This is a genomic window from Brevundimonas sp. GW821-FHT09G01, from assembly GCF_059416065.1.
Window position 1 is genome coordinate 157,413 of record NZ_JBWKOL010000004.1, and the last position, 22,722, is coordinate 180,134.

Genomic DNA, 22,722 nt, shown 5'->3' on the forward strand with positions numbered 1-22,722 from the left:
GCCCCGCATGAGCCGCAAGCACGTCAATCTGGGCCGCGCGCCCGCCAAGGCCGACCTGCCGACCAAGGCCTGCGCCGCCTGCGGCCTGCCGTTCAGCTGGCGCAGGAAGTGGGCGCGGGACTGGGATCAGGTGAAGTTCTGCTCGGACCGCTGCCGGGATCAGGGTCGCGGGTTGGTGATCCCCAGCGGCGGCAAATCACCCTAGACTCCGGCGCCATGCGCTCCCTTCCGCTCGCCCTGACCGCCCTCGTCCTGCTGGCGAGCTGCAGCCCGATGATGCCCGAGCCCCGACGCACGCCGACGCCCTATCCGGCCGCGCCGTCCCGCACCGAGGCGCCGCTGGTGGGGGCCCTGATTGATCAGCCGATCGGCGGCGGCACCCGCTCGGCCGTGATCCGCGAAAGCGCCGACCTGAGCCAGTGCGTGGCCCAGCTGACGGCGGCGCGGGTGACCTTCCGGCCCGTGCCGGACAAGGGCGATCCCCAGGCCTGCGGACTGGTCGCGGGCGGGGTTCTCGGCCCCGACCTGGGCACGGTGGCGCGGATGCAGCCGGGGGACATCGAGATGACCTGCCGCACCGCCTTGGCGCTCAGCGTCTGGCGGCGGCAGTCGCTCGAGCCGGCGGCGCGCGAAATCCTGGGCTCGGACGTGGTCCAGATCGACCACATGGGCGCCTACGCCTGTCGCAACGTGAACAACGGTGGCGTCAGCACCCGGATCAGCGCCCATTCGCAGGCGGCGGCGCTGGATTTCGCGGGGGTGCGGTTGCGCGACGGGCGGCGGATCAGCGTCAAGGACCGCTGGTTCGGCGGCGACGAGGCCGAGCAGCGCTTCCTGCGCCGCATCCGCGACGACGCCTGCCGCATCTTCGGCACCACGCTCAGCCCCGACTACAACGCCGTGCACGCCGACCACCTCCACCTGGAGGCGACCGACACCCGGTTCTGCCGGTAGACGAACGGTAGCGTCCTCACGACACGAGGGGACGCTACCGCAGGGCGTCTCAGTTCTCCGCGATGACGTCGAAGCCGGCGAAGATCATGCGCTTGCCGTCAAACGGCGGCTCGTCCCCGCCCATCATGCGCTCGTCCTGCATGAGCTTTTCCCAGCCCGCGTCGCGGGTCGCCTTGTCGGGCCAGGTGATCCAGCCGACGGCGACGGTTTCGCCGTCCTGCAGGGCGACGGCGCGTTTGAAGTCCGTGACCTTGCCGTCGGGCACGTCCTCGCCCCAGGTCTCGGTGACCGACAGGGCGCCCTGTTCGCGGAAGAGGGGCGACATCACTGTGGAGTGCTTGAGGTAGGCGTCCTTCTTGGCGGTCGGCACGGGGATGACGGTGATGTCGAGGAAGGGCATGTCTCTCTCCTGGGGTTTTGAGCGCGGCGGGCGGCGCTTCGTTCTTGCGCCGGCGTCTTGCGGCTTGAGAAACCTGACTCGGAATGTTATTAAACGCAAGCATGAAGTTAGAAAAGATAACTAAGCAGACGCTGCGGCGTTACGAGGACGCCTGCGGGACCGCGCACGCGCTGGATCTGGTCGGCGAGCGCTGGGCGCTGCTGGTGATGCGCGAGCTGATGCTGGGCCCCAAGCGGTTCGGAGACCTGAAGGCCGGCTTGCCGGGGCTGAGCGCGAATGTGCTGACGCAGCGGCTGGAGGGGCTGGAGGCCGCCGGGCTGCTCGTGAAGCGCCGTCTGCCGCCGCCCGCCTCGGTGCAGGTCTACGAGTTGACCGACTGGGGCCGGGAGGCCGAGCCGATCGTCGGTGCGCTGGGCAAATGGGCGGCGCGGTCGCCGATGCATGACCCGACCCTGCCACTGAGCTCCGTCTCCATGATGCTGTCGCTGAAGACGATGTTCGACGCCGACAAGGCGGGCGACGTCTGCCTGTCGATCGGTTTCCGCTTCGGCCCGGAAGAGTTCGTCGTGACGGTTGCGGATGGCGTGCTGACCGCGGAACGGGGCGTGGCGGGGACGGCGCAGGTCGTGCTGACCGCGCGGCCGTCGGACGTGGCGGCGATGGTCTACGGCTTTCGGGCGCTGGACGACCTGCGGGCTTCGGGCGAGGTGGTCGTGGAGGGGGATCCGGCGGTGTTCGAGCGATTTACGGACTTCTTCGAACTGCCGCCCAAGGCCGGCGCCTGACCTTCAGACCGCTGTTCGGCAAGTGGACTTGGACGCCTCGTCGCGCCATGCTCGGCGCCTCGCGGAGTCGTCGCCATGGTCAGTCTGGCTCATCTGAAACGCCGTCTGGGACAGTACGCCGCCTTGTGGGTGGGGGGCTTCCTGCTGGCGGGGGCGGGTGTCTGGCTGGCGGCGGTGTTCGTGGACCTGATCGACGCGGCCGACCTGGTGCTGCCGGCGGCGATGGTCGGGGTGGTGCTGGGCCTCGGAGGGGGCGTGATCGCCAGCCTGCTGTCGCGCGAGACCCTGGGGACCAAGCTGGCGGTGCTGGTCCTGGCGGCTGTGCTGGCCCTGCCGCTGTTGTGGGCGCCGGTGTCGGCTGCGGTGGCCATCGCCTTCTTCGCCGACCGGTCTATCGAGTATTCGCAGGCCTACGCCGCCTTCCAGATCGGGGTGGCGCGGCTGCTGTTCCCGATCAGCGAGGCCATCGGCGACGGCGACCTGTTCGGCTGGGTGTGGACGGCGTTCCAGTGGATTTCGAGCGTGGTCGGCTTCTTCTCGGCCCTGGCCAACATCTGGCCGATGATCCGGCGGCTGTTCGGGCCGGAGCCCGCCGAGGTCTAGGCCAGAATGTCCAGCAGCCCGCCGTACATCTCATCGGCGGTCTTCAGTACAGCGACATTGGCCTTCAGCGCGATTTCGGCCTCGATGCGTTCGACGCTTTCGCCAGCCAGATCGTCCAAAGGCGCGCGGGCGGTGCGTTCCGCGCTGGCGGCGAAGCGGGCCGTGGCGTCGGCGACGCCCGAGGCGGCGATGGCGAAGGCCTGCATGGTGATGCTCCTGTCGAGGCCGCCATCATGAGGGGCAAGGCCTTACCCGGCGGCTGACAGGGATGGTGAACGGGCGGCGCTTGACCCCACGGCGTTCCGGGCGGAACCTTCGCCCCCATGACCAGCCAGCCCGCCCCCGGCGAACGCTACCAGTCGTTCAGCCAGTTCTATCCCCACTACATCCACGAGCACTCCAACCGGACGTGCCGGCGAATCCACATCGTGGGCAGCGCCCTGGTGCTGGGGATACTGGTGTTTTCGGTGGCGACGCTGAACCCATGGTGGCTGCTGCTGATGCCGGTGGTCGGCTACGGCTTCGCCTGGGTGGGCCATTTCTTCTTCGAGAAGAACCGGCCGGCGACCTTCACATATCCGCTGTGGAGCCTGATGGGCGACTGGCGGATGTTCTTCGAGACGGTCTCCGGCAAGCGGAAGTTCTAAAAGAGGAACGCCCCGGCGCGCTCAGGGCCGCCGCCGCCAGCCTGCGTCATAGGCCTGGCGGACGGACGGGGACATGGCCCACATCAGCTGCACCCGCATGGTGGCCGGACAGTATCGCGCATTCGCACGCCGGTGGTGGGGCGTGACCACCTCGGCGTGGTCGCGGCAATAGTCGGCGGCGGCGCGGGCGACGCGACCGACCAGTTCGTCCTGATCCGCCGGTCGGCGCAGGTTCAGGTCACCGTAGACGAAGCGGGCCTGCGGGGCGGGCGCGTCGTCGTGGGCCAGGGCGGCGGTGACGGGGCAGGCGGCGAGCAGCAGCCCGCAAACGATGGCGAGGGGTCGCATCGGGTATCTCCGGTTTGGGGGGAAGATCCTGCCGTCAGGCAAGGGGGTGGCGTGACGCCGTGGAAGCGGCGCGGGCGAAGGGGATCAGGGAGCGGGGATCAGGTCAGTCGGACATCACGTCGGCGGCCTGCCGTTCAAGATCGTCGGCCTGCTGGCGGAGGGCGGAGGCGTCGTTCCGAAGGTTGACGGCGTGATCGGCCGCCTCCTGCGGCTGTGACCGATCCTGCTCGATCCGTGCGGCTTCCGCGTCCATCCGGGCGGCCTGGTCGCGTGTTCGTCCGGCCCCCTCGCGCAGGCCGGCGGCGAGTCCCTCGCGGGCCTGCGGCGGAGCGGCGGGCATCACGAGCGGGACGGGAAGAGGCAGGGCGGCGCCGGCCTCTACACCCACGGGGATATTGGCGTTCACCGGCAGGTCCATTCCCATCTGCGCCGGCAGGGCGAGCAGGCCCTGCAGCTCGGCGGCCATCTCACGCTCCTCCTCCTCCGACATGGGTTTCAGGGTGGCGGGATCGCGGGCGGCCAGATCGCGGGCCTGGGCGCGCAAACTCGCGGCTTCCGCCCTCAGCGCGTTGGCCTCCTCGAGCATTTCGGCGCGTTCCTCCGGCTCGGGGACCAGATGAACCCGCCGGCTGATCTGGTCCGCGCCGGCCTCCAGGGTGCGAGCGCCGGCCTCGAACATCTCCAGCCCGCGATCACGCTGGCGGATCAGGACGGCGAGGGCGTCCGGGGTCAGGGGCGTCGTCGGGCTCGCGTCGGAAGGAGCCGTGAGGCCCTGGGGCAGCAGGGCGACGACGGCCGCGGCGGTGGTGGGAGCGGCGGAAGCGGCGGCGCCAGACGTCGGAGCGGTGGCGGGACGCAGGGGCGCGGGCAGGGCTTCGGGCGTCCACTCCAGCGCCGCCAACGGACCGGCCATGCCGATAAAGGCGACAGCGGCCACGGCGGTCGACCACGGGCGGCCCTTGCCGCGAGACGCATCCAGGATGGCGGCGACCCGGCGCGCCAGGTCGCTGGCGGTCGGTCCCGCCATGCCCAGCGCGGCGTGCGGGCGGGCGCTCCGGGCCATGGCGACCAGGGCGCCCGCGTAATCGGTCCGGCCGATGCGGCGCACGGCCCAGGCGTCGGCGGCGTGCTCGGACTGGCGCGCCAGTTCCTTCTGAAGGAGCCAGACGAAGGGGTTGAACCACTGCATGGCGACGAGGGCGTGCGACAGCATCAGGAACAGCCAGTCGTAATGGCGGATATGGCCCATCTCGTGCGTCAGCACGGCGTCGGCGCGCTCAGGTCGCGACAGCGTTTCTTCATCGATCAGGATGACGCCGCGCGGCCAGCTCCAGCTCAGCGGCGAAGCGATGCGCGACGAGACTTTCAGGCGCGGCCGCCGGCCGCCGGCGACGGCGCGGTCCAGCGCCGCGCGCCAGGCCGGATCGCTTACCGGATCGGCGCGGCGGGTCCACAGGGTCAGCGCGGCCACCCCGCCCAGCAGGCGCAGCAGCAGGACGCCGACGCCTGCCGCCCAGACGGCGCCGAGCATGGCGAGCGGGGTGACGCGGTGCGGAGGCGCGGCGCGTGCCGGCGCGACCGCAGCGGCGGGGCGGGGCGGAGCGGCGGTGGCGATGGAAGGGAGAGGGGCGGGCGATGGGGCGACGGCGGGAGCGGCGGCCGGTGCGGGCTCGAGGCGAGCGAGGGCGGGGGCCTGGATCCGCAGGGCCGGAACGACGGTCGTCAGCAGGGGCAGGGCCAGGACGATCACCACGCCGAGCCGCAGCAGGGCCACGCGCTCGGCCGCCGGACGGGATCGCAGCAGGGCTGCGGCGGCGAGGACGGCGGCGGCGACCACCCCGGACTTCCACGCCAGGTCGAACAGGACGGCGGCGCTCACAGCCCCCGCTCCCGCGCCTGATCTATGGCCTTCTGAAGGGCGTCGAGTTCTTCGTCCTTCAGGCTTTCCGCCATCCCGAGCAGGGCGGTGGCGGCGCTGGCGGCGGAGCCGTCGAAGAAGGTGCGGACCAGCCGTTGCAGCGCGCCCTCGGCGACCGAGGACGCCGCCGGCGCGGGCGCATAGACATAGGCCTGGTTGACCTTGCGGTGGACGATCAGCCCCTTGGCGACCAGCCGACCCAGCAGGGTGCGGACGGCGGAGTCGCTGGGCGGATCGCTGAGGCCCGCGCGGACGGCGCTGGCCGTGGCGGACTCCAGCCCGCACAGCACCTCGAACACCTCGCGCTCACGGCGGGGCAGGGACTCGATCACGGCGACCTCCTGTACTCTGCTACATATGTAGCATGTTACAGGTGTAGCAGGGAGTCACATTAAATCGGTGTCAGGTCGGCCCGGCGTGGCTAGTTGGACGCGCCGGTGGTGCGGGCCGAGGCGGCCATCAGTGGAGCACGGCTGGGGGCGGCGTCCCACGAAGGCGGGCAGCCGTCGAAACGGCCGGCGTCGGCGATGGTCAGGGTGCGCATGTTCAGGCGCATGGCCTGCTGCATCGAACCGCGGCCGTGGCCGGTATACAGGTCGATCTTCTGGCCCTTGATCGCGCCGCCGGTGTCGGAGGCGTACCAGTAGCCGTCGTGGATGGTGCCGTCGGCCAGGCGCAGGCCGACCGTTTCGCGGATGAACAGCACGCTGCGGCGCGGAATGTAGCGGGGATCGACCGCCACGGTGCGCATGGCGACCGGACGGCAGCCGAGGCTGTCGTTGCCCGTCGCGCCGCCGCCACCCGCGTGATAGAGGCGCGCCGAGGCGCTCCAGCGGGCGTCGCCGTCCATCAGGGCCTGTTGTTCGGAGGTCAGCTCGACCACGGCGCCGTCGTTGGAACCTTCATCGGTCGCGGAGGTTTCCTCAGCGCCCCACGATTGCGACGACGCCGCTTCGTAGGAGACCGGATCTTCCGTGACGTCCGCCTGGGCGGGGAAGGCCATCGCCCAAAGCAGGGCGAACGCGGCGGCAGTGCCGAGCATGAACAGACTCGCGGAATCACCGGCCCCGACTTGTCCGGCGACGGGCTTTTCGTTTCCAATTGTGTCAAAAGACAGACATTCGTGCCCGGGTGCGACCTCCTGTCCGGATCGCCAGTGGATAAGTGGGGCTTCTGGATGGTTAAGCGCAACCGGGCTTGGCTGATGATGACAAGTCTGTAAGCTGTATTCGCAGGTTACAAACTCTTTGCTGGTGAACGATGCTTACTGTCTATGGCGATATTCGTTCCGGCAACTGTTTGAAGGTCAAGTGGTTGCTCGACTGGTTGCGGCGTGATTATCGCTGGGTCGAAACTGATGTCACAACCGGTGTGACCCGATCTCCACAGTTTTTGGCCCTGAACCCGGCGGGACAGACGCCGACGATTGTATTGGAGGACGGTCGGGCGCTGGCGCAGTCGAACGCCATACTTGTCCACATGGGCGAGGGGACGGCGCTGATCCCCGGCGATCCCTACGACCGGGCCAGGATGTTCGAATGGCTGTTCTGGGAACAGTACAGCCACGAGCCCTATATCGCCGTCGTCCGGTTCCAGCGCGCCCTCGCGGGCAAGAGCGCGGACCAGATCGAGCCGCGCCTGGTCGAGCGCGGCCATGCGGCCCTTGCCCGGATGGAGGCGGGGCTGGCCGGGCGCGACTGGCTGGCGGGCGAGGCGGCTTCGCTCGCCGACCTGGCGCTGGTCGCCTACACGCGGGTGGCGCACGAGGGCGATTTCGATCTGTCGGCCTATCCGGCGGTCAGGGCGTGGGTCGGACGGACCGAGGCGGCGTTCGGGATCGCCTGACCCCTACTGCCGCGGTTGGGGCCGGCCGCCTTCGACCCAGTCGGGCTTGAAGTCGCTGGAGGCGAGCCAGCGCATGGGCTCGACCAGGGACTGGATCGCCCGGGTCATGAAGGGGATGTCCAGGTTGGCGATGGTGTCGTCGGCCGTGTGGTAGCTCGGGATGGTGGCCCAGCCGGACACGGTGTGGGCGACCACGCCCTGCAGGGCCAGCTGGTAGTTGTCCGAGCGTTCGAAGAAATGCTGGTCCGGATAAATGTCCGGCGCGATCAGGGCGCCGCGCTCCTTCAGGGCCGGGCCGAAATTTGAGCGCTCGAAGCCGGTGATCATCATGACGCCGGCGGGCATGTTGGGGTCCTGCTGGCCGATCATCTCGATCTCGAGATTGGCGACGATGTCCGAGATCGGCACCGGCGGGTTGCGGGCGAACCACAGCGAGCCGAGCAGGCCCATCTCCTCGGCGCCGTAGCAGACGAACAGGATGCTACGCTTCGGCTGCTCGCCGCCGGCCAGGGTGCGGGCCAGTTCCAGCACGGCGGCGACCCCGGAGGCGTCGTCGTTGGCGCCGTGCATGATGACGCCGTCGCGGACGCCGAGGTGGTCCAGGTGGGCCGAGATCATGATCACGCCCGCCGACGGGTCCGACCCCTGCAGCCAGCCGATGGCGTTGGTGGTGATGCGTTCGGCGCCTTCGGGAGCGATGACTTCCCAGCGCGCGCGGCGGCTGGGCGGGACGGGCTCGCGGCGGACGACGCCGGCGGTCTGCAGATAGCTGCCCATGCCCGGCGCGGGCTTGAGGCCGTATTCGGCGAAGCGGGCCGCCACATAGGCGGCGGCGACGGCCTCGTCCGGCGTCGCGCTGCCGCGGCCGCGCAGGGCGTCGCCCGCGAGGAAGGCCTCGTGCGCCTCGACCCGGGCCTGATCGACGACCAGGGGCGCGGGCGCCGCAGCCGGCGCCGCGGCGGTCTGGGCTTGGGCGACGGTGGCGAGGGCCATCAGGCCGGCGGCCAGCAACAGGGAACGTTTGAACACGACGGACCTCACAACAGGGATGACCAGCGTTAGGGCGGGCGCGAGGCTGCGGTCAAGCTGGCGCCGCAAGAAGCCGCTGGACGCCGCCGCGAGGGCGATCTAACGCGGTCACATCCATAATCCGGACCTTGCCCCATGAAGCGTTTCGCCCTCGCCGCCGCCGCCGTCTGCGTGCTGGCCGCCGTCGCCGTTCCCGCCGCCGTGCAGGCGTGGGGCAACACCGGCCACCGGCTGATCGGGATCGCCGCGGTGCGCGCCCTGCCGGACGACATGCCCGCCTTCCTGCGCACGCCGGGCGCGGCGGCCGACATCGGCGAACTGGCGCGCGAGCCGGACCGCTGGAAGGGCGGCGGCCAGCCGCACGACCGCGAGCGGGACACGGCCCACTTCGTGGACATGGACGACAACGGCTTCATCATGAGCGCCGCGGGCCCGTCGATCGATGCCCTGCCGCGCCTGAAGTCGGAATACGACGCCGCCCTCACGACCGCCGGCCTGGACGTCAATGACGCGGGCTACCTGCCGTATGCCATCTGGGACGGCTATCAGAACCTGGTGCGCGACTTTGCCTACTGGCGCGTGCTGAACGCCCAGGAGGCGCGCGAGACCGATCCGGCGAGGAAGGAGTGGTACCGCGTCGATCGCGAGCGTCGCGAGGCCCTGATCCTGCGCGACATGGGCGTGCTGGGCCACTACATCGGCGACGGCTCCCAGCCCCACCACACCACCATCCACTACAACGGCTGGGACCGGAACACGCCCAACCCCGAAGGCTTCACCACCTCGCGCCAGACGCACAGCCTGTTCGAGGGCGCCTTCACCGCCAAGGTCGCCCGTCTGGACGCCATCGAGGCCGCGATGACCGCGCCCCAGCTTGACGGCTTCGACCTGCGCGCGCGGGTGCCCGTCTATCTGCGGGCGACGCTGGGCCAGGTGACGCCCTTCTACCGCCTGGAGAAGGCCGGGGGCTTCGGCGACGGCGACGCGCGGGGAGCCGAGTTCACCATCGCCCGACTGGCCGCCGGCGCCTCGGAGCTGCGCGACTTCTACATCCTCGCCTGGCGCGACTCGGCCGATGACTCGATTGGCTGGCCGGCGGTGAAGGTGGCCGAGGTCGAGGCCGGGACGGCCGACCCGTGGCTGGCCATGGTCGGCGAGGACTGAGGGTTTCGCCCGACGGCCTGCGGGGGTAGGGACGGCCCATGCCCGACCTGACCCCGCCCGTCGTCATCCTCGACAAGTCCCAGTTGGCCGACAACATCGGTGCCGTGGCCCGGGTGATGGCCAATTTCGGCCTGAGCGAACTGCGCCTCGTCAGCCCGCGCGACGGCTGGCCGCAGGAGCGGGCCTGGGCCACGGCCTCGGGCGCCGACTGGGTGCTGGACGAGGTCAAGGTGTTCGACAGCGTGGCTGAGGCGGTCGCGGATCTGAACACCGTCTTCTCGACCACGGCCCGCCCGCGCGAGACGCGGATGCCGGTGCGCACGCCGCGCGAGTCGGCGCGCATCCTGTACGACGACACCGCCTCGGGCCTGAAGACGGGCCTGCTGTTCGGTGGCGAGCGGGCGGGGCTGGAGACGACCGATATCGCCCTGACCGCCGGCATCACCACCATCCCGATCGATCCGAAGCACCATTCGCTGAACCTGGCGCAGGCGGTGGCGATCAACGCCTATGAGTGGCGCACCCTGATCCTGGACGCTCCGCCGCCGCGCTTCCGCGAGATCGATCCGCCCGCCTCGAACGAACTGCTGATCGGCATGTACGAGCATTTCGAGGCGGAGCTGGAGGCCGGGGGCTTCTTCTTCCCGCCCGAGAAGAAGCGGTCGATGAGCCAGAACCTGCGCGTCATGCTGGGCCGCTCGGCCTTCAGCGAGCAGGAGGTCGCCACCTTCCGAGGCGCCATCCACGCCTTGGCCAAGGGGCGCGGCCGGGTGCTGGCCAAGATGGCCGAGGCGCGGGCGGCGGCGGACCGGAAGGCCGCCGAGGAGTGAAGGCGCTGTGGATCTATCCGCTGGCGGCGCTGGCGGAGATCGCGGGCTGTTTCGCCTTCTGGGCCTGGTTGAAGCTGGACCGTTCGCCGCTGTGGCTGATCCCCGGCGTGGCCTTTCTGATCGCCTTCGCCTGGCTGCTGACCCTCGTGCCGGCGGCGGCGGCGGGACGGGCGTTCGCTGCCTATGGCGGGGTCTATATCTGCGCCTCGCTGATCTGGATGGCGATGGTCGAGAAAAGTCCTCCGGACCGCTGGGACCTGATCGGCGGCGCGGTCTGTCTGGCCGGGGCCGGGATCATCCTGTTCGCGCCCAGAGGCTGAGGTCGGGGCTGGAGGCCGCCGCAAAAACGCCTGTTTACGGTGGAGCTTGGACGGCATGTTGAACCGTCGCGTCGTCCTTGGGTCCGCCGCCTCCCTGCTGGCCGGCTCCACCTTCGCCTCACGCGCGCTCGCGGACGACGCCGATGAGGCGACGCTGCGCGCCCTGGCGGCCGAAACCGGCTTCACCGGCGTGCTGATGACCGGCCGAGCGGGGCGAGCCGAGCAGACTATCACCCTGGGGATGCACGACGTCGAGGCGGGGGTCCCGACGCGGGCGGACGGCGTCTACTGCCTGGCCTCGATCTCCAAATGGCTGACGGCGACGGCGGTGCTGAAGCTGGTGGACCAGGGCCGCCTGTCGCTGGAGGCGCCGATCACGACCTGGCTGCCGGAGTACCGGGCGGACACCGGGGCGAAGCTGACCCTGACGCACCTGCTGTCGAACACCAGCGGCGTGCCGGCCCTCCTGGGCGACGTCATGCGGGCCGATCCGTCGTTGCGGACGCGGGTGATCCCGACCGAGGAGGCGCTGCGCCTGTTCTGCCAGGGCGACCTGAAGTTCGAGCCGGGCGCCCAGTTCGACTACGCCTTCACCAACTGGATCATCGTCCTGGGCATCGTCGAGCGTGTGACCGGGCAGGCCTTCCCGGACGCCATCCGGACCCTGCTGCTGGAGCCGCTGGGCCTGAACGAGATCCGCGGCGACGACGCCTTCATCGAGACGCCGCGCACGGCGGTGTCCTACCGCACGCTGGAGCCCCTGGTGCGCCAGCCCAATGAGCGAATGCCGATGATGCTGGCTGCGGGCGGCTATTACGGGACCGCCGCCGACCTGCTGAAGGCCGCGCATGGGGTGTTCGACGGCGACTTGCTGTCCACGGATTCGCAGCGCCGGTTGAGGACCGTCATCGCCACGGGCGACGACTACGCGCTGGGCGGGCGGGTGCGGACGCTGATGATCGACGGACAGGCGCGCCCGGCGGCTTGGAACACGGGCAGCACGGTGGGTTATCGCGCCTTGCTGGCGCACCGGTTCGACGATGGGCGCACGCTGGTGATCCTCAACAACACCAGCCTGCCCAATCCCGTGCGCGGCCGGCTCGGCGACGCCGTCTTCGGAGCCTCGCCGCCGGCTTGAGACGGGTCACGCGGTTGATCCCGCAAATCGGTTCCTGTAGGAGCCGCCTCGTTGGGGAGTAGCCGCCGGCGACGTTCAGCCGGGATCGCGTCAACACACTCGTAGCCTTCGATCCGAGGATTGGGGACTCGTGGTGCGATCAGCGGACCGAGTGTCCGCCTGGCGAGACCAGCGTGCTTCGCGGGCCCCTACCGGCAGGGTCGCGAACGCGCTGTCTCGTGCGCCCGGCGGATTCGTTCTCATGACCCCTCTTTCCATCGCGGTGCTGTCGCTCAGCATGTCGACGGACGCCTTCGCCGCCGCCGTGGGGCGCGGCGCGGCCCATCGTCCCCCTTTCGCCACGGCCGTCCGCAACGGCCTGGTCTTCGGCGTGATCGAGGCGATCACCCCGCTGATCGGTTGGTCTCTGGGCCTGATCGCCGCCGGCTTCGTCGAACAGGTCGATCACTGGATCGCCTTCGGCCTGCTGGGGGCGGTGGGCGCCAAGATGCTGTGGGAGGCCTTCCAGCCCGTCGACGATGAAGACGGCGGCGCGAGGGCGGCGCGCAACGGCGTTCTGGCCCTGGTCGCCACCGCCATCGGCACCTCGATCGACGCGGCCGCGGTGGGCGTGGGCCTGGCCTTCATCGGCGCCAACATCTGGATCATCGCCGCGAGCATCGGCTTCACCACCTTCGTGGCGACGACCATCGGCATGCTGATCGGCAAGGCCGTGGGCGCGCGGATGGGCAAGGCGGCCGAGTTCCTGGGCGGGGTGGCGCTCATCGTGATCGGCGCCTCGATCCTGGCCGAACACATGGGCTGGCTGGCCTAGCCCAGCAGCCGGTCCACGAATGCGGGCACGGTCCGGGTCGCCGGACCATAGAGGACCTCGTCGAAGCTGCGGGCGCCGTGGGACGGGTCGAGATTGATCTCGACCGTGCGGGCGCGGGCGCGTCGGGCGTCCTGGACGAAGCCGGCGGCGGGATAGACCGCGCCCGATGTGCCGATGGAGACGAACAGATCGCAGTCCGCGATGGCCGCTTCGATCCGCTCCATGCGCAGCGGCATTTCGCCGAACCAGACGATGTGCGGGCGCAGCCGGCCTTCGCTGCTGAACGGACTGTCGTGGCGCGGGTCGAGGTCGTCGGGGCAGTCGATGACCGCGCCGGTGGCGGTGCAGTGCGCCTTCAGCAGTTCGCCGTGCATGTGGATCAGCTCGAAGCCCGGGGCGGGCGGCTGCAAGGCATGGGCGCGGTCATGCAGGTCGTCGACATTCTGGGTCACCAGCAGGAAGTCGCCCTCCCATCGCGCGGCCAGTTCGGCGAGCGCGTGGTGGGCGAGGTTGGGCTGGACCTCGGCCAGCTGGCGGCGGCGTTTGTTGTAGAAGTCCTGCACCAGGGCGGGGTTGCGGGCGAAGGCTTCAGGCGTGGCGACATCCTCGATCCGATGTCCCATCCACAGGCCGTCGTCGGCGCGGAAGGTTGGGACGCCGCTCTCGGCCGATATGCCGGCGCCGGTGAGGATGACGAGGTTTCCAGAAGCCATGGGTCTTCATAGCATCGACGGGGTCGGCCTCGCAGCGCGTGGCGTCGTCCGGATGGCGGCCCGGCGCCGCCGCCATCCGGACTGGGCCGCTAGCAGTTCAGGGGAACGAAGACCTCGTGCTCGGTGATCCAGGCATAGGGCTCGCCCGGGCCGGGGTAGGGGCCGTGGCGGACTCCATTGCACTCGACGATCTGGTACCCGGCCAGCTGGGTATGGGCTTCGTCCCAGTACCAGTAGGTCGTGCCGGCGTAGATGATGGGATCGCTGACGGCGACGGCGGGCGCGACACCGGCCGACAGACACAGGGCGGCGGCCATGGCCGCAACGGCGCTTCCAAGTTTCACGGTCGTCTCTCCAAGGGTGGTTTCAGACCTTGGGACTGTCGTTTCTTTTCGGCGCGACGGCAACCTTTGCTTGTGGTTTTCGGACGCCTCACAACCTTAGGAGATTTCTAAGTCGCGAGAGGTTGAAGTCCGTCGAACGCCGAACGCCCAAATGGACACTCCGGAGTTTGCTTCCACCCGTGCAGGCAGGGTGAGCTTCCGCCGGGCGCGTGCGGTCGTGCGACCGGCTTTGACGCATCCCTCCGCTAAAGTCCTCCGGACGTCCCGGACGAGCGTGAGCGATGTCAAGTACACTTTACAAAAGTGCACTATGTGCACTCCATTTTTTCACAGTGCACTTTATTGGCGTCGCGACGGTCTGGCCTTTGCGACGCACCTCGTGACACACAGGCGCAAATCAAGGAGCCCAGCCATGAAAACCCGCGCCGCCGTCGCCTTCGAGGCCAAACGTCCGCTGGAGATCGTCGAGGTCGATCTGGAGGGGCCGCGCGCCGGAGAGGTGCTGGTCGAGATCAAGGCCACGGGCATCTGCCACACCGACGCCTACACGCTGGACGGCCTGGATTCCGAAGGCATCTTCCCGAGCATCCTGGGCCACGAGGGCGCAGGCGTGGTGGTCGAGGTCGGACCGGGCGTCACCTCGGTCGAGGTCGGCGATCACGTGATCCCGCTGTACACGCCGGAATGCCGCCAGTGTAAAAGCTGCCTGAGCCGCAAGACCAACCTGTGCACCGCCATTCGCGGCACCCAGGGCAAGGGGCTGATGCCCGACGGTAGCAGCCGCTTCAGCTACAAGGGCCAGGCCATCGCCCACTACATGGGCTGCTCGACCTTCTCGAACTACACGGTTCTGCCGGAGATCGCGCTGGCCAAGATCCGCAAGGACGCCCCCTTCGACAAGGCCTGCTACGTCGGCTGCGGCGTGACCACGGGCGTCGGCGCGGTGGTCAACACGGCCAAGGTCGAGCCCGGCGCCAACGCCGTGGTCTTCGGCCTGGGCGGCATCGGCCTGAACGTCATCCAGGGCCTCAAGATGGTCGGGGCCGACATGATCGTCGGCGTCGACATCAACGGCGACAAGGAAGAGTGGGGCCGCCGCTTCGGCATGACCCATTTCGTCAATCCGAAGGAAGTGTCGGACGTGGTCGCCCATCTGGTCGAGCTGACCGGCGGCGGCGCCGACTACACCTTCGACTGCACCGGCAACACCGTGGTCATGCGCCAGGCGCTGGAAGCCTGCCACCGCGGCTGGGGCGAGAGCATCATCATCGGCGTGGCCGAGGCGGGCAAGGAGATCGCCACCCGTCCGTTCCAGCTGGTCACCGGCCGCGTCTGGAGGGGCTCGGCCTTCGGGGGCGCGCGCGGCCGGACGGATACGCCGAAGATCGTCGACTGGTACATGGACGGCAAGATCGAGATCGACCCGATGATCACCCACACCCTGCCGCTGGAGCGGATCAACGAAGCGTTCGACCTGATGCATGCGGGTACGAGCATCCGCAGCGTGGTAGTCTTCTAGGGCGGATGCCCTGACGATGGCGAAGTGGTACACCCGGCCCGTCCTGTTCGTAACGGACGTCGATGTCGCTCTGGAATTCTATGGCCGGCTGGGGTTCGCCGTGGCGTGGAAATTCGCCGAGGACGATGCGCCCGGACTGCCCGCGCCGACGAAACCCGGCGGACCGTCAGTGGTCGCTCAGGTGCAGCGTGACGAGTGCGAGATCATCTTCAGCAAGCAATGGCCCGACAAGGTCGGCGCGGGCATGCTGTTCATCGAATTGACCGACGAGGATTGGGCGGCGCTGCCGGAAGCCTTCACGGCCGGCGGCGTGGAGTTCTCCCGGGGCTGGTGGGGCTACCGGTCCCTGATCGTAAGCGATCCGGACGGCAATCAACTCTACTTCCCCGATCCGAGCGATCCGGGCGGGGGCGGCTGAGTTCCCGTCCGACCGGCTTGCGCGTCGAGATCAGTTCTCTAAAAAGACTAACCAATAGCAAGGCAGGGAGGGAAAGCCATGTTCACCCACATGACGGTCGGCGCGAACGACATCGAGGCGTCGCGCAAATTCTATGACGCCGCGCTCGGCGCCCTGGGGCTGGAGCCCGCGGCCGGGCCGGATCCCAAGGGGCGCTACTGGTGGCGTTCGGCGCGCGGCGCCTTCGCGATCGGCAAGCCCATCGACGGGGACCCCGCCTGCCACGCCAACGGCGGCACCATCGGCTTCCACGCCAAGACACCCGAAATGGTCCAGGCCTTCCACGACGCCGGTGTCGCCGCCGGCGGCCGCGCGATCGAGGACCCGCCCGGCGAGCGCAACGGCCCGTTTGGCCCGATGATCCTGGCCTATCTGCGCGACCCGTCGGGCAACAAGATCTGCGCCATGCACCGGCCGAAGTAGGCACATCATGTCGGTGGACGCGATCCTGAAAGGGTATGCCGACGCCGCTGACGACCAGATCGCGCGGGCGGAGGCCATCGATCCGGCGGGGCTGTTGTCGCCCGTCCACGCCTTTCTGACGCCGGGGCCCGCGAGGGTGCTGGACGTCGGGGCGGGGGCGGGGACAAACGCCGCCTGGCTGGCGGGACGCGGCTCAAGCGTGCTGGCGGTCGAACCCGTGGCGGCGCTGCGCGAGGCTGGGGCCCGCCGGAGCGGGCCCGCCGTGCGCTGGATGGATGACCGGCTGCCCGCGCTGGAGACGGTTTCCGCGATGGGGCAGCGATTCGATCGGGTGCTGCTATCCGCCGTCTGGCAGCATCTGGACGCCCCGGACCGGCGCATCGCCCTGCCGACGCTGGCGGGTCTGCTGGCGGATGACGGCCTGCTGATCCTGTCGCTGCGGCACGGGGCCGGCGCGGCGAGCCGTCAGGTCTTCCCCTGTACGGCGGACGAGACGATCGCCCTGGGACAGGCGAGCGGCCTGTCGCTGAAACATCGGGAGGCGCGGCCCTCGGTGCAGGCGGAGAATATCGCCAACGGCGTGAACTGGACGTGGCTGGTGCTGGGCCGATAGAGAACCCGGCATGGAAACCACCAAGACCCACACCGTTCACGGCGGCACGCTGCGCTATCTGAAGCACGACAGCACGACGACGGGTACGCCGATGACGCTGTCGGTCTTTGTTCCCGGCGGAGAGGGGCCGTTCCCGGTGCTGATCTGGCTGTCGGGCCTGACCTGCACCGAAGACAATTTCACCACCAAGGCGGGGGCCTATCGCGCCGCGGCCGAGCATGGGGTGATCATCGTCGCGCCCGACACCAGCCCGCGCGGGGAGGGTGTCGCCGACGATCCGGCCTATGACCTGGGGCAGGGCGCGGGCTTCTACGTGGATGCGACCCAGGCGCCGTGGGCGCCGCATTTCCGCATGGAAAGCTATGTCGTCGAGGAGCTGATCGATCTGATCGACGCGAACTTCCCGACGATGAAGACGCGCTCGATCTCCGGCCATTCCATGGGCGGACATGGGGCGCTGACGCTGGCGCTGCGCCATCCGGCGCTGTTCCGCTCGGTCTCGGCCTTCGCGCCGATCAGTTCGCCGACCCGCTGCCCCTGGGGCGAGAAGGCCTTCACCGCCTATCTTGGCGGGGACCGGGCGGAATGGGCCGGGCACGACGCGGCCCGGCTGATCGAGGCCGGAACGGCGAACGGCGTCTATGACGACATCCTGGTCGATCAGGGCGACGCCGACGGCTTCCTGGTCGAGCAGCTAAAGCCGGAACTGCTGATCGCGGCGGGCGAGGTCAGCGGGCAGAAGGTCACGGTGCGGATGCAGCCCGGCTACGACCACTCCTACTTCTTCATGGCCAGCTTCATCGCTGACCACGTGGCCTTCCATGCGGCGCGGCTGAAGGCGTAGGCTCCGGGCGAACCGGAGCGACGCCGATGAAGTGGTCTGTAGTGATCCTGTCCATCCTGACGCTGGCCGCGCCTGCCGCGGCGCAGGAGCAGATGGGCGATCCGTCCTTCCATCCGGTGGTGGCGCGTCCGGCCTATGCCGGCGAGGGGCCTCTGATCCAGCTGGATGCGGCGCACGGCAGCGTGCAGACCATCGGCGGCCGCTATGCCGGGTTCGCGGCGTTGGTGCAGGCGGACGGCTATCGCATCCGGGCGGGCGAGCAGAAGCTGGACCAGCCGGGCGCGCTGGACGGGGTGGACGTGCTGGTCATCTCCAACGCCGTGCGGCCTGCGGACGGCGGCAGTCCCGACGCCTTCACCGCGAGCGAGATCGCGGCGCTCGACGCCTGGGTGCGCGCCGGCGGCTCGCTGTTGCTGGCGGCCGATCACGCCCCCTACGGTAGCGCTAACGAGACCCTGGGCCAGGCGTTGGGCGTCGACATGGGCAAGGGCTACGCCTTCCGCTTCGAGGACGGGCGGATCACCTCCCAGATGAACTTCTCGTCGGAGGCCGGGACGCTGGGCGACCATCCGATCCTGCGCGGGCGCGACGCATCGGAGGCGGTGAGCCGGGTGCGCAGCTTCACCGGCCAGTCGCTGTCCGGACCGCCGGGATCGACAGTGCTGATGGCCCTGCGGCCGGACGACCACGAGGCGGCGAACGTTCAGGTGCTGGGGCAGATCAACAACCGGGTGGAGGGCGACCCCTCGACCCGGGACGCGGTGCTGGCCGAACTGGCGCGACCGGCCCTGCCGGCGCAGGGGCTGGCCTTCGAACATGGACGCGGCCGCGTGGTGGTGCTGGGCGAAGCCGGGATGCTGACCGCGCAGGTGGTGAAGTTTCCCGCCGATTCCGGGCGCGAGGACGTGGTTTTCGGTCTACAGACCCCCGGCCACGACGATCAGCAGTTCGCGTTGAACCTGCTGCACTGGCTGAGCCGCCTTGAGGGCCTGAGATGACCGACGCTTCCTATGACGACATGTTTGCGGCCCTCTGCACCGAGGTGGGCTTCTGTCTGCACGACAAGGGGCAGAAGCGGGTGATCGCGGCCTTGCCGCAGGGGCTGGATGCGGCGACCAAGGTCGCGTTCGAGGCGGCGGGCATCGACTATATGGCGGCGCTGGGCGATCACCGCCGCGCGGTGCGCGACTGCCTGAAGGCCAATCTGCCGAAGGCTGGCTAGCCCTCGCCGCTGCAGCCAATCCGGGGACGCACGCGTTCCTGCATCGAAGATTTCCGCGGCCGCGCCTTGGGCCTCCGCCCCGGGCCGCCTACATGCGGACCAGACTCAACCTGTCGAAAGGAGCCTCCCCATGGCCTTCACCCTCCCGCCCCTCCCGTACGCCTATGACGCCCTGGAGCCGGCGATCGACAAGGAGACGATGACCTTCCACCACGACAAGCACCACCAGACCTATGTCGACAATCTGAACAAGGCCGTCGACGCCGATCCGGCGCTGCAGGGCAAGTCGCTGGAAGAGCTGTTCGCCAACATCTCCAAGCTGCCCAAGGCCGTGCGCAACAACGGCGGCGGGCACTGGAACCACAGCCTGTTCTGGGAACTGCTTGCCCCGCAGGGCGAGACCGGCGAACCGTCGGCCGAGCTGGCCGCCAAGATCGACGCTGAACTGGGCGGACTGGACAAGTTCAAGGCCGACTTCGACGCCGCCGGCGCCGGCCAGTTCGGCTCGGGCTGGGCCTGGCTGATCCTCCAGGACGGCAAGCTGAAGGTCACCTCGACCCCGAACCAGGACAATCCGCTGATGGACCTGGCCGACGAGAAGGGCGCCGTCCTTCTGGCCGCCGACGTGTGGGAGCACGCCTATTATCTGAAATACCAGAACCGCCGGGTCGACTACCTGAAGGCCTTCTGGTCGGTGGTGAACTGGAACAAGGTCAACGAACTGTACGAAGCCGCCAAGTAAGGTCGGCCGGGCAGTCCGGACTTCGGAAAGGCGTCGCATCGCTGCGGCGCCTTTCCTGTATCCTGGGGGTGGCGTTCGGGCGCGGACGCCCCAGATCAGGCGTCGCCGTATTCGCGCACCGGAGTTTCCATGACCTTCTACGCCCGTCTCGCCGCCGCCGGACTGCTCCTCGCGGCCCTCGGCGCCTGTTCGCCCGAAGCCGAGAAGAAGGCCGCGGCGCCCGCGCCGTCGCCCGCCCCGGCCGCGGTCGTGCAGGCGAACACCTACGCCTTCCGCATCGGCCAGTTGGAGGCCGTGGCGCTGAAGGACGGGACGCTGAACCTGCCGGCGGGCAATACGGAGGCGAGCCCGTGGGCGAACACCGCCGAGGTCTCGGCCCTGCTGAAGGCGTCCGGCGTCACGGACGACACCGTCCATCTGTCGATCCAGCCCTTGCTGGTGAAGGACGGCGACCGGGTCGTGCTGATCGATACGGGCGCGGGCGGCCAGATGGGCACGGAAGGCCAGCTGCAGGCCTCGCTGCGTGAGGCGGGCGTGACGCCGGCGCAGGTCACCGACATCCTGATCTCTCACGCCCACGGCGATCACGTCGGCGGGCTGGTGGCCAACGGGGCGCTGGTGTTCCCCAACGCCACGATCCGGCTGAGCATTCCGGAATGGACCGCCCTGCAGTCCGACGCTGACATGGCCGATCTGGTCCGGGCGATCACGCCGAAGGTGCAGGCGTTCGCCCCGGGATCGGTGGTGGCGCCGAACATCACCGCCGTGTCGCTGGACGGCCATACGCCCGGCCACTCAGGCTATGAGATCGCGCAGGGCGGCGGGCGGCTGCTGTACATCGGCGACGCCCTGCACAGTTCGATCCTGTCGGTGCAGCGGCCCGACTGGAAGAACAACTGGGACGCCGACAGCGCCACCGCGATCGCCACGCGGCAGGGACTGCTGGAGCGCGGCGCCTCGCAGAACCTGCGGATCTACGGCGTCCACTTCCCGTTCCCGGGGCTGGGCCGGTTCCAGCGCCGCGACGACGGCTTCGTCTGGACGCCCGAAGCCAACTAGTCGGCACCGTACTCCCAGTCATAGGGCACGCCGGTGTCGCCGAGGATGAAGCGGACCAGATCGGCGAAGCCGGGCTCGGAGCGGACGTCGTTGGACAGGATGACCACGCACCGCTGACCGCGCTCGATGCAGACCATGGTGTTGCCGGTCGTATCGTTGTGGCCGCCCTTGAAGAAGCCGGGACCCTGCGGACCGATGAAGGTGACGACGCCGAGCCCGGACTGGAGGTCGGGACGGCGCTGCGCGGGCGGCAGTTCGTCCTGCAGGGTCGGGAACTGGCTGGCGGTGGTGATCGGCAGCTGGGGCCGGACCAGTTCCGCGCGGGAGGCGCGGCTGAGTCCGTCGCCGCGGATCAGGGCGGCGGCGAAGCGGGACATGTCGGTGATGGTGGTGTCCATCGACCCGGCGGCGCGCACCTTGGAACGCTCGTCATGCGGCTCTGGCGATCCGTCGATCTTCCAGCCGTCCGCCATGTTGGCCGCGAAGTCAGGGCGCCAGATCAGGCTCGTGCGGGTCATGCCCAACGGGGCGAAGGTGCGGTCGCGGGTCCAGTCGCCCAGGTCCGGGCCCGGCCCGCGGTCGATCATGAACTGGAGCAGGGTCAGGCCCTCGCCCGAATAGGCGAAGCGCGAGCCGGGATCGAAATGGATGTGGAGCTTCTCGTCCGGCTCCAGCCAGTAGAAGTTCGCGAAGCCGGTGCTGTGGGTCAGGCTGTGGCGCGGCGTGATGGCGCGCCAGCGCGGATCCTCGGCCAGAGCGCGATAGTCGGAGTAGAGGTCGGCGAGGCGCTCGTCGTAGAGCGACGGCAGGTCGGGCAGGGCGGCCGAGATCGGGCGGTCGAGATCGACCAGACCGTCATCGACCATCTGCATGACCGAGTAGGCGAAGACCGCCTTGGTCAGGGAGGCGCCGTACATGATGGTGTCGGACGTCAGGGGATCGCCGGCCTCGTTGCGCTGGCCGTAGGCCTTCACATGGGCGACCTGGCCGCCGTCGATGACCGCCACGGCGATGCCGCGGGAACCCGTCTGCTGCATGAGGCGAGCGACGGCGGCGTCGATCTCGGGACCGGCGGGGGTCCGATGGGCGGTCTGGGCCGCGGCGGGGGCGGCGCAGAGGCCGAGGGCGGCGGCGAGGGCGGCAAGCAGTCGGGACGTCATGTCGGGGCTCCTTGAGGATCAGCTTCGCCGTAACACGGGTCGGCGCCGGCGTTGACTTAAGCTTTGTCCATAGGCATAAGCGCCGCCTTCGCGCACCCGACTCCGGTCGGGCGCGGGATTTATGACGGATGATGCGTGGACCGCCGTTGGGATTGTCCCTCCAGTTGGGGAGGGACCGGGCCGCATCGCTATAGAGAGTGACTTCATGTCCAAGCGCCACAGCGCCAAGTACAAGATCGACCGCGCCATGGGTGAAAACCTGTGGGGCCGTTCCAAGTCCCCGGTGAACAAGCGTTCGTACGGCCCCGGCCAGCACGGCCAGCGCCGCAAGTCGAAAGTCTCGGACTTCGGCCTGCAGCTGAAGGCCAAGCAGAAACTGAAGGGCTACTACGGCAACATCACCGAGAAGCAGTTCTCGGCCACCTACGCCGAAGCCACCCGCCGCAAGGGCAACAGCTCGGAAAACCTGATCGGCCTGCTGGAGTCGCGCCTGGACGCGATCGTCTACCGCGCCAAGTTCGTCCCGACCGTCTGGGCCGCTCGCCAGTTCGTCAGCCACGGCCACGTGACCGTCGACGGCAAGAAGGTCGACATCGGTTCGTACCGCGTGAAGCCGGGCCAGGTCATCGAGGTCAAGGAAAAGTCCCGCGCCATGGCGCTGGTGCTTGAAGCCCAGCAGTCGTCGGAACGCGACATCCCGGATTACCTGGAAATCGGTGATCGCGGCTTCTCGGTCCGCTACGTCCGCGTGCCGGAACTGGCCGACGTGCCGTACCCGGTGAAGATGGAGCCGAACCTGGTCGTCGAATACTACTCGTCGTAAGGTCTGGC

31 protein-coding genes are annotated in these 22,722 nt (G+C 69.2%); 21 read left to right on the forward strand and 10 right to left on the reverse strand.

All coding sequences use genetic code 11. The features are described from left to right. Window positions 1-7 precede the first annotated feature (7 nt). The gene (locus AC07NB_RS09915) at window positions 8-205 is read left to right on the forward strand and encodes a DUF2256 domain-containing protein (protein WP_492312399.1); all 198 of its coding nucleotides are present in this window, start codon (window positions 8-10) and stop codon (window positions 203-205) included. Window positions 206-216: 11 nt separating this feature from the next. After that, a complete protein-coding gene (locus AC07NB_RS09920) occupies window positions 217-954 on the forward strand; it encodes an extensin-like domain-containing protein (RefSeq protein WP_494570731.1) in 738 nt (245 codons plus the stop codon). A gap of 49 nt (window positions 955-1,003) precedes the next feature. Here AC07NB_RS09920 and AC07NB_RS09925 read toward each other — a convergent pair whose 3' ends face one another. After that, window positions 1,004-1,354, reverse strand: coding sequence for a DUF1428 domain-containing protein (locus AC07NB_RS09925; RefSeq protein ID WP_291836619.1), 351 nt, complete (start codon window positions 1,352-1,354; stop codon window positions 1,004-1,006). A 101-nt stretch (window positions 1,355-1,455) separates the two neighbouring features. Between AC07NB_RS09925 and AC07NB_RS09930 the strand changes: the two genes are divergently transcribed. Next, the gene (locus AC07NB_RS09930; RefSeq protein WP_494570732.1) at window positions 1,456-2,139 is read left to right on the forward strand and encodes a winged helix-turn-helix transcriptional regulator; all 684 of its coding nucleotides are present in this window, start codon (window positions 1,456-1,458) and stop codon (window positions 2,137-2,139) included. A 75-nt stretch (window positions 2,140-2,214) separates the two neighbouring features. Beyond that, entirely contained in the window at window positions 2,215-2,742 is a 528-nt protein-coding gene (locus tag AC07NB_RS09935) for a hypothetical protein (RefSeq protein ID WP_494570733.1), read from the forward strand. On the opposite strand, the gene AC07NB_RS09940 is transcribed toward AC07NB_RS09935, so the two are convergent. Further along, window positions 2,739-2,948, reverse strand: coding sequence for a flagellar hook protein FlgE (locus AC07NB_RS09940; protein ID WP_291836610.1), 210 nt, complete (start codon window positions 2,946-2,948; stop codon window positions 2,739-2,741). The two genes, AC07NB_RS09935 and AC07NB_RS09940, sit on opposite strands and share 4 nt — an antisense overlap. 117 nt (window positions 2,949-3,065) lie before the next feature. On the opposite strand from AC07NB_RS09940, the gene AC07NB_RS09945 reads away from it, so the two are divergent. After that, complete coding sequence (locus tag AC07NB_RS09945) at window positions 3,066-3,389, forward strand: Mpo1-like protein (protein ID WP_492312403.1); 324 nt, start codon at window positions 3,066-3,068, stop codon at window positions 3,387-3,389. 21 nt (window positions 3,390-3,410) lie between these two features. Here the strand turns inward: AC07NB_RS09945 and AC07NB_RS09950 are convergent, their stop codons facing one another. The 4 genes from AC07NB_RS09950 to AC07NB_RS09965 form a co-directional block, all read right to left on the reverse strand. After that, on the reverse strand, window positions 3,411-3,737 hold the full coding sequence (locus AC07NB_RS09950) for a UrcA family protein (protein ID WP_494570734.1): 327 nt from the start codon (window positions 3,735-3,737) through the stop codon (window positions 3,411-3,413). Between the two features lie 103 nt (window positions 3,738-3,840). Continuing rightward, window positions 3,841-5,616, reverse strand: a complete 1,776-nt coding sequence (locus tag AC07NB_RS09955; protein WP_494570735.1) for a M56 family metallopeptidase — start codon at window positions 5,614-5,616, stop codon at window positions 3,841-3,843. After that, complete coding sequence (locus AC07NB_RS09960) at window positions 5,613-5,987, reverse strand: BlaI/MecI/CopY family transcriptional regulator (protein WP_494570736.1); 375 nt, start codon at window positions 5,985-5,987, stop codon at window positions 5,613-5,615. The genes AC07NB_RS09955 and AC07NB_RS09960 overlap by 4 nt, the downstream gene beginning before the upstream one ends. Window positions 5,988-6,076: 89 nt before the next feature. Continuing rightward, window positions 6,077-6,697 carry a 3D domain-containing protein gene (locus AC07NB_RS09965; RefSeq protein WP_494570737.1) on the reverse strand — a complete coding sequence of 207 codons (621 nt, stop codon included), beginning with the start codon at window positions 6,695-6,697 and terminating at the stop codon, window positions 6,077-6,079. A 218-nt stretch (window positions 6,698-6,915) separates the two neighbouring features. Between AC07NB_RS09965 and AC07NB_RS09970 the strand changes: the two genes are divergently transcribed. Continuing rightward, window positions 6,916-7,500: a glutathione S-transferase family protein gene (locus AC07NB_RS09970; RefSeq protein ID WP_494570738.1), complete on the forward strand. Its 585-nt coding sequence runs from the start codon at window positions 6,916-6,918 to the stop codon at window positions 7,498-7,500. Between the two features lie 3 nt (window positions 7,501-7,503). On the opposite strand, the gene AC07NB_RS09975 is transcribed toward AC07NB_RS09970, so the two are convergent. Continuing rightward, complete coding sequence (locus AC07NB_RS09975; RefSeq protein ID WP_494570739.1) at window positions 7,504-8,529, reverse strand: M28 family metallopeptidase; 1,026 nt, start codon at window positions 8,527-8,529, stop codon at window positions 7,504-7,506. Window positions 8,530-8,664: 135 nt separating this feature from the next. Here AC07NB_RS09975 and AC07NB_RS09980 point away from each other — a divergent pair, with 135 nt between their 5' ends. The 5 genes from AC07NB_RS09980 to AC07NB_RS10000 all read left to right on the forward strand — a co-directional run bounded on the left by AC07NB_RS09980 (window position 8,665) and on the right by AC07NB_RS10000 (window position 12,795). Continuing rightward, a complete protein-coding gene (locus AC07NB_RS09980) occupies window positions 8,665-9,693 on the forward strand; it encodes a phospholipase C/P1 nuclease family protein (RefSeq protein WP_494570740.1) in 1,029 nt (342 codons plus the stop codon). Window positions 9,694-9,731: 38 nt separating this feature from the next. Continuing rightward, window positions 9,732-10,523: an RNA methyltransferase gene (locus tag AC07NB_RS09985; protein WP_492312411.1), complete on the forward strand. Its 792-nt coding sequence runs from the start codon at window positions 9,732-9,734 to the stop codon at window positions 10,521-10,523. Further along, on the forward strand, window positions 10,520-10,843 hold the full coding sequence (locus AC07NB_RS09990) for a YnfA family protein (RefSeq protein ID WP_494570741.1): 324 nt from the start codon (window positions 10,520-10,522) through the stop codon (window positions 10,841-10,843). The genes AC07NB_RS09985 and AC07NB_RS09990 overlap by 4 nt, the downstream gene beginning before the upstream one ends. A 55-nt stretch (window positions 10,844-10,898) precedes the next feature. Next, window positions 10,899-11,981 carry a serine hydrolase domain-containing protein gene (locus tag AC07NB_RS09995; protein ID WP_494570742.1) on the forward strand — a complete coding sequence of 361 codons (1,083 nt, stop codon included), beginning with the start codon at window positions 10,899-10,901 and terminating at the stop codon, window positions 11,979-11,981. Window positions 11,982-12,222: 241 nt separating this feature from the next. Beyond that, the gene (locus AC07NB_RS10000; RefSeq protein ID WP_494570743.1) at window positions 12,223-12,795 is read left to right on the forward strand and encodes a manganese efflux pump MntP; all 573 of its coding nucleotides are present in this window, start codon (window positions 12,223-12,225) and stop codon (window positions 12,793-12,795) included. On the opposite strand, the gene AC07NB_RS10005 is transcribed toward AC07NB_RS10000, so the two are convergent. After that, entirely contained in the window at window positions 12,792-13,508 is a 717-nt protein-coding gene (locus tag AC07NB_RS10005) for an NAD-dependent deacylase (protein ID WP_494570744.1), read from the reverse strand. The genes AC07NB_RS10000 and AC07NB_RS10005 overlap by 4 nt on opposite strands. An 89-nt stretch (window positions 13,509-13,597) precedes the next feature. Continuing rightward, complete coding sequence (locus AC07NB_RS10010) at window positions 13,598-13,852, reverse strand: hypothetical protein (protein ID WP_492312416.1); 255 nt, start codon at window positions 13,850-13,852, stop codon at window positions 13,598-13,600. A gap of 412 nt (window positions 13,853-14,264) precedes the next feature. On the opposite strand from AC07NB_RS10010, the gene AC07NB_RS10015 reads away from it, so the two are divergent. The 9 genes from AC07NB_RS10015 (at window position 14,265) to AC07NB_RS10055 (ending at window position 20,731) form a co-directional block, all read left to right on the forward strand. After that, window positions 14,265-15,371, forward strand: a complete 1,107-nt coding sequence (locus tag AC07NB_RS10015) for an S-(hydroxymethyl)glutathione dehydrogenase/class III alcohol dehydrogenase (protein ID WP_494570745.1) — start codon at window positions 14,265-14,267, stop codon at window positions 15,369-15,371. 16 nt (window positions 15,372-15,387) lie between these two features. Then, on the forward strand, window positions 15,388-15,789 hold the full coding sequence (locus AC07NB_RS10020; RefSeq protein WP_494570746.1) for a VOC family protein: 402 nt from the start codon (window positions 15,388-15,390) through the stop codon (window positions 15,787-15,789). A 78-nt stretch (window positions 15,790-15,867) separates the two neighbouring features. Beyond that, entirely contained in the window at window positions 15,868-16,251 is a 384-nt protein-coding gene (locus AC07NB_RS10025) for a VOC family protein (RefSeq protein ID WP_494570747.1), read from the forward strand. A gap of 7 nt (window positions 16,252-16,258) precedes the next feature. Then, window positions 16,259-16,864, forward strand: a complete 606-nt coding sequence (locus tag AC07NB_RS10030; protein ID WP_494570748.1) for a class I SAM-dependent methyltransferase — start codon at window positions 16,259-16,261, stop codon at window positions 16,862-16,864. 10 nt (window positions 16,865-16,874) lie between these two features. Further along, complete coding sequence (fghA, locus tag AC07NB_RS10035) at window positions 16,875-17,708, forward strand: S-formylglutathione hydrolase (RefSeq protein WP_494570749.1); 834 nt, start codon at window positions 16,875-16,877, stop codon at window positions 17,706-17,708. A gap of 26 nt (window positions 17,709-17,734) precedes the next feature. After that, a complete protein-coding gene (locus AC07NB_RS10040; RefSeq protein ID WP_494570750.1) occupies window positions 17,735-18,706 on the forward strand; it encodes a DUF4350 domain-containing protein in 972 nt (323 codons plus the stop codon). Continuing rightward, window positions 18,703-18,930, forward strand: coding sequence for a hypothetical protein (locus tag AC07NB_RS10045; protein ID WP_494570751.1), 228 nt, complete (start codon window positions 18,703-18,705; stop codon window positions 18,928-18,930). The genes AC07NB_RS10040 and AC07NB_RS10045 overlap by 4 nt, the downstream gene beginning before the upstream one ends. A 130-nt stretch (window positions 18,931-19,060) precedes the next feature. Continuing rightward, window positions 19,061-19,672, forward strand: a complete 612-nt coding sequence (locus AC07NB_RS10050) for a superoxide dismutase (protein WP_494570752.1) — start codon at window positions 19,061-19,063, stop codon at window positions 19,670-19,672. 129 nt (window positions 19,673-19,801) lie between these two features. Further along, complete coding sequence (locus tag AC07NB_RS10055) at window positions 19,802-20,731, forward strand: MBL fold metallo-hydrolase (protein ID WP_494570753.1); 930 nt, start codon at window positions 19,802-19,804, stop codon at window positions 20,729-20,731. Here AC07NB_RS10055 and AC07NB_RS10060 read toward each other — a convergent pair. Beyond that, window positions 20,728-21,891, reverse strand: a complete 1,164-nt coding sequence (locus tag AC07NB_RS10060) for a serine hydrolase domain-containing protein (protein ID WP_494570754.1) — start codon at window positions 21,889-21,891, stop codon at window positions 20,728-20,730. The two genes, AC07NB_RS10055 and AC07NB_RS10060, sit on opposite strands and share 4 nt — an antisense overlap. Window positions 21,892-22,096: 205 nt before the next feature. Here AC07NB_RS10060 and rpsD point away from each other — a divergent pair, with 205 nt between their 5' ends. Continuing rightward, window positions 22,097-22,714: a 30S ribosomal protein S4 gene (gene rpsD, locus AC07NB_RS10065; protein WP_291832678.1), complete on the forward strand. Its 618-nt coding sequence runs from the start codon at window positions 22,097-22,099 to the stop codon at window positions 22,712-22,714. Window positions 22,715-22,722 lie beyond the last annotated feature (8 nt).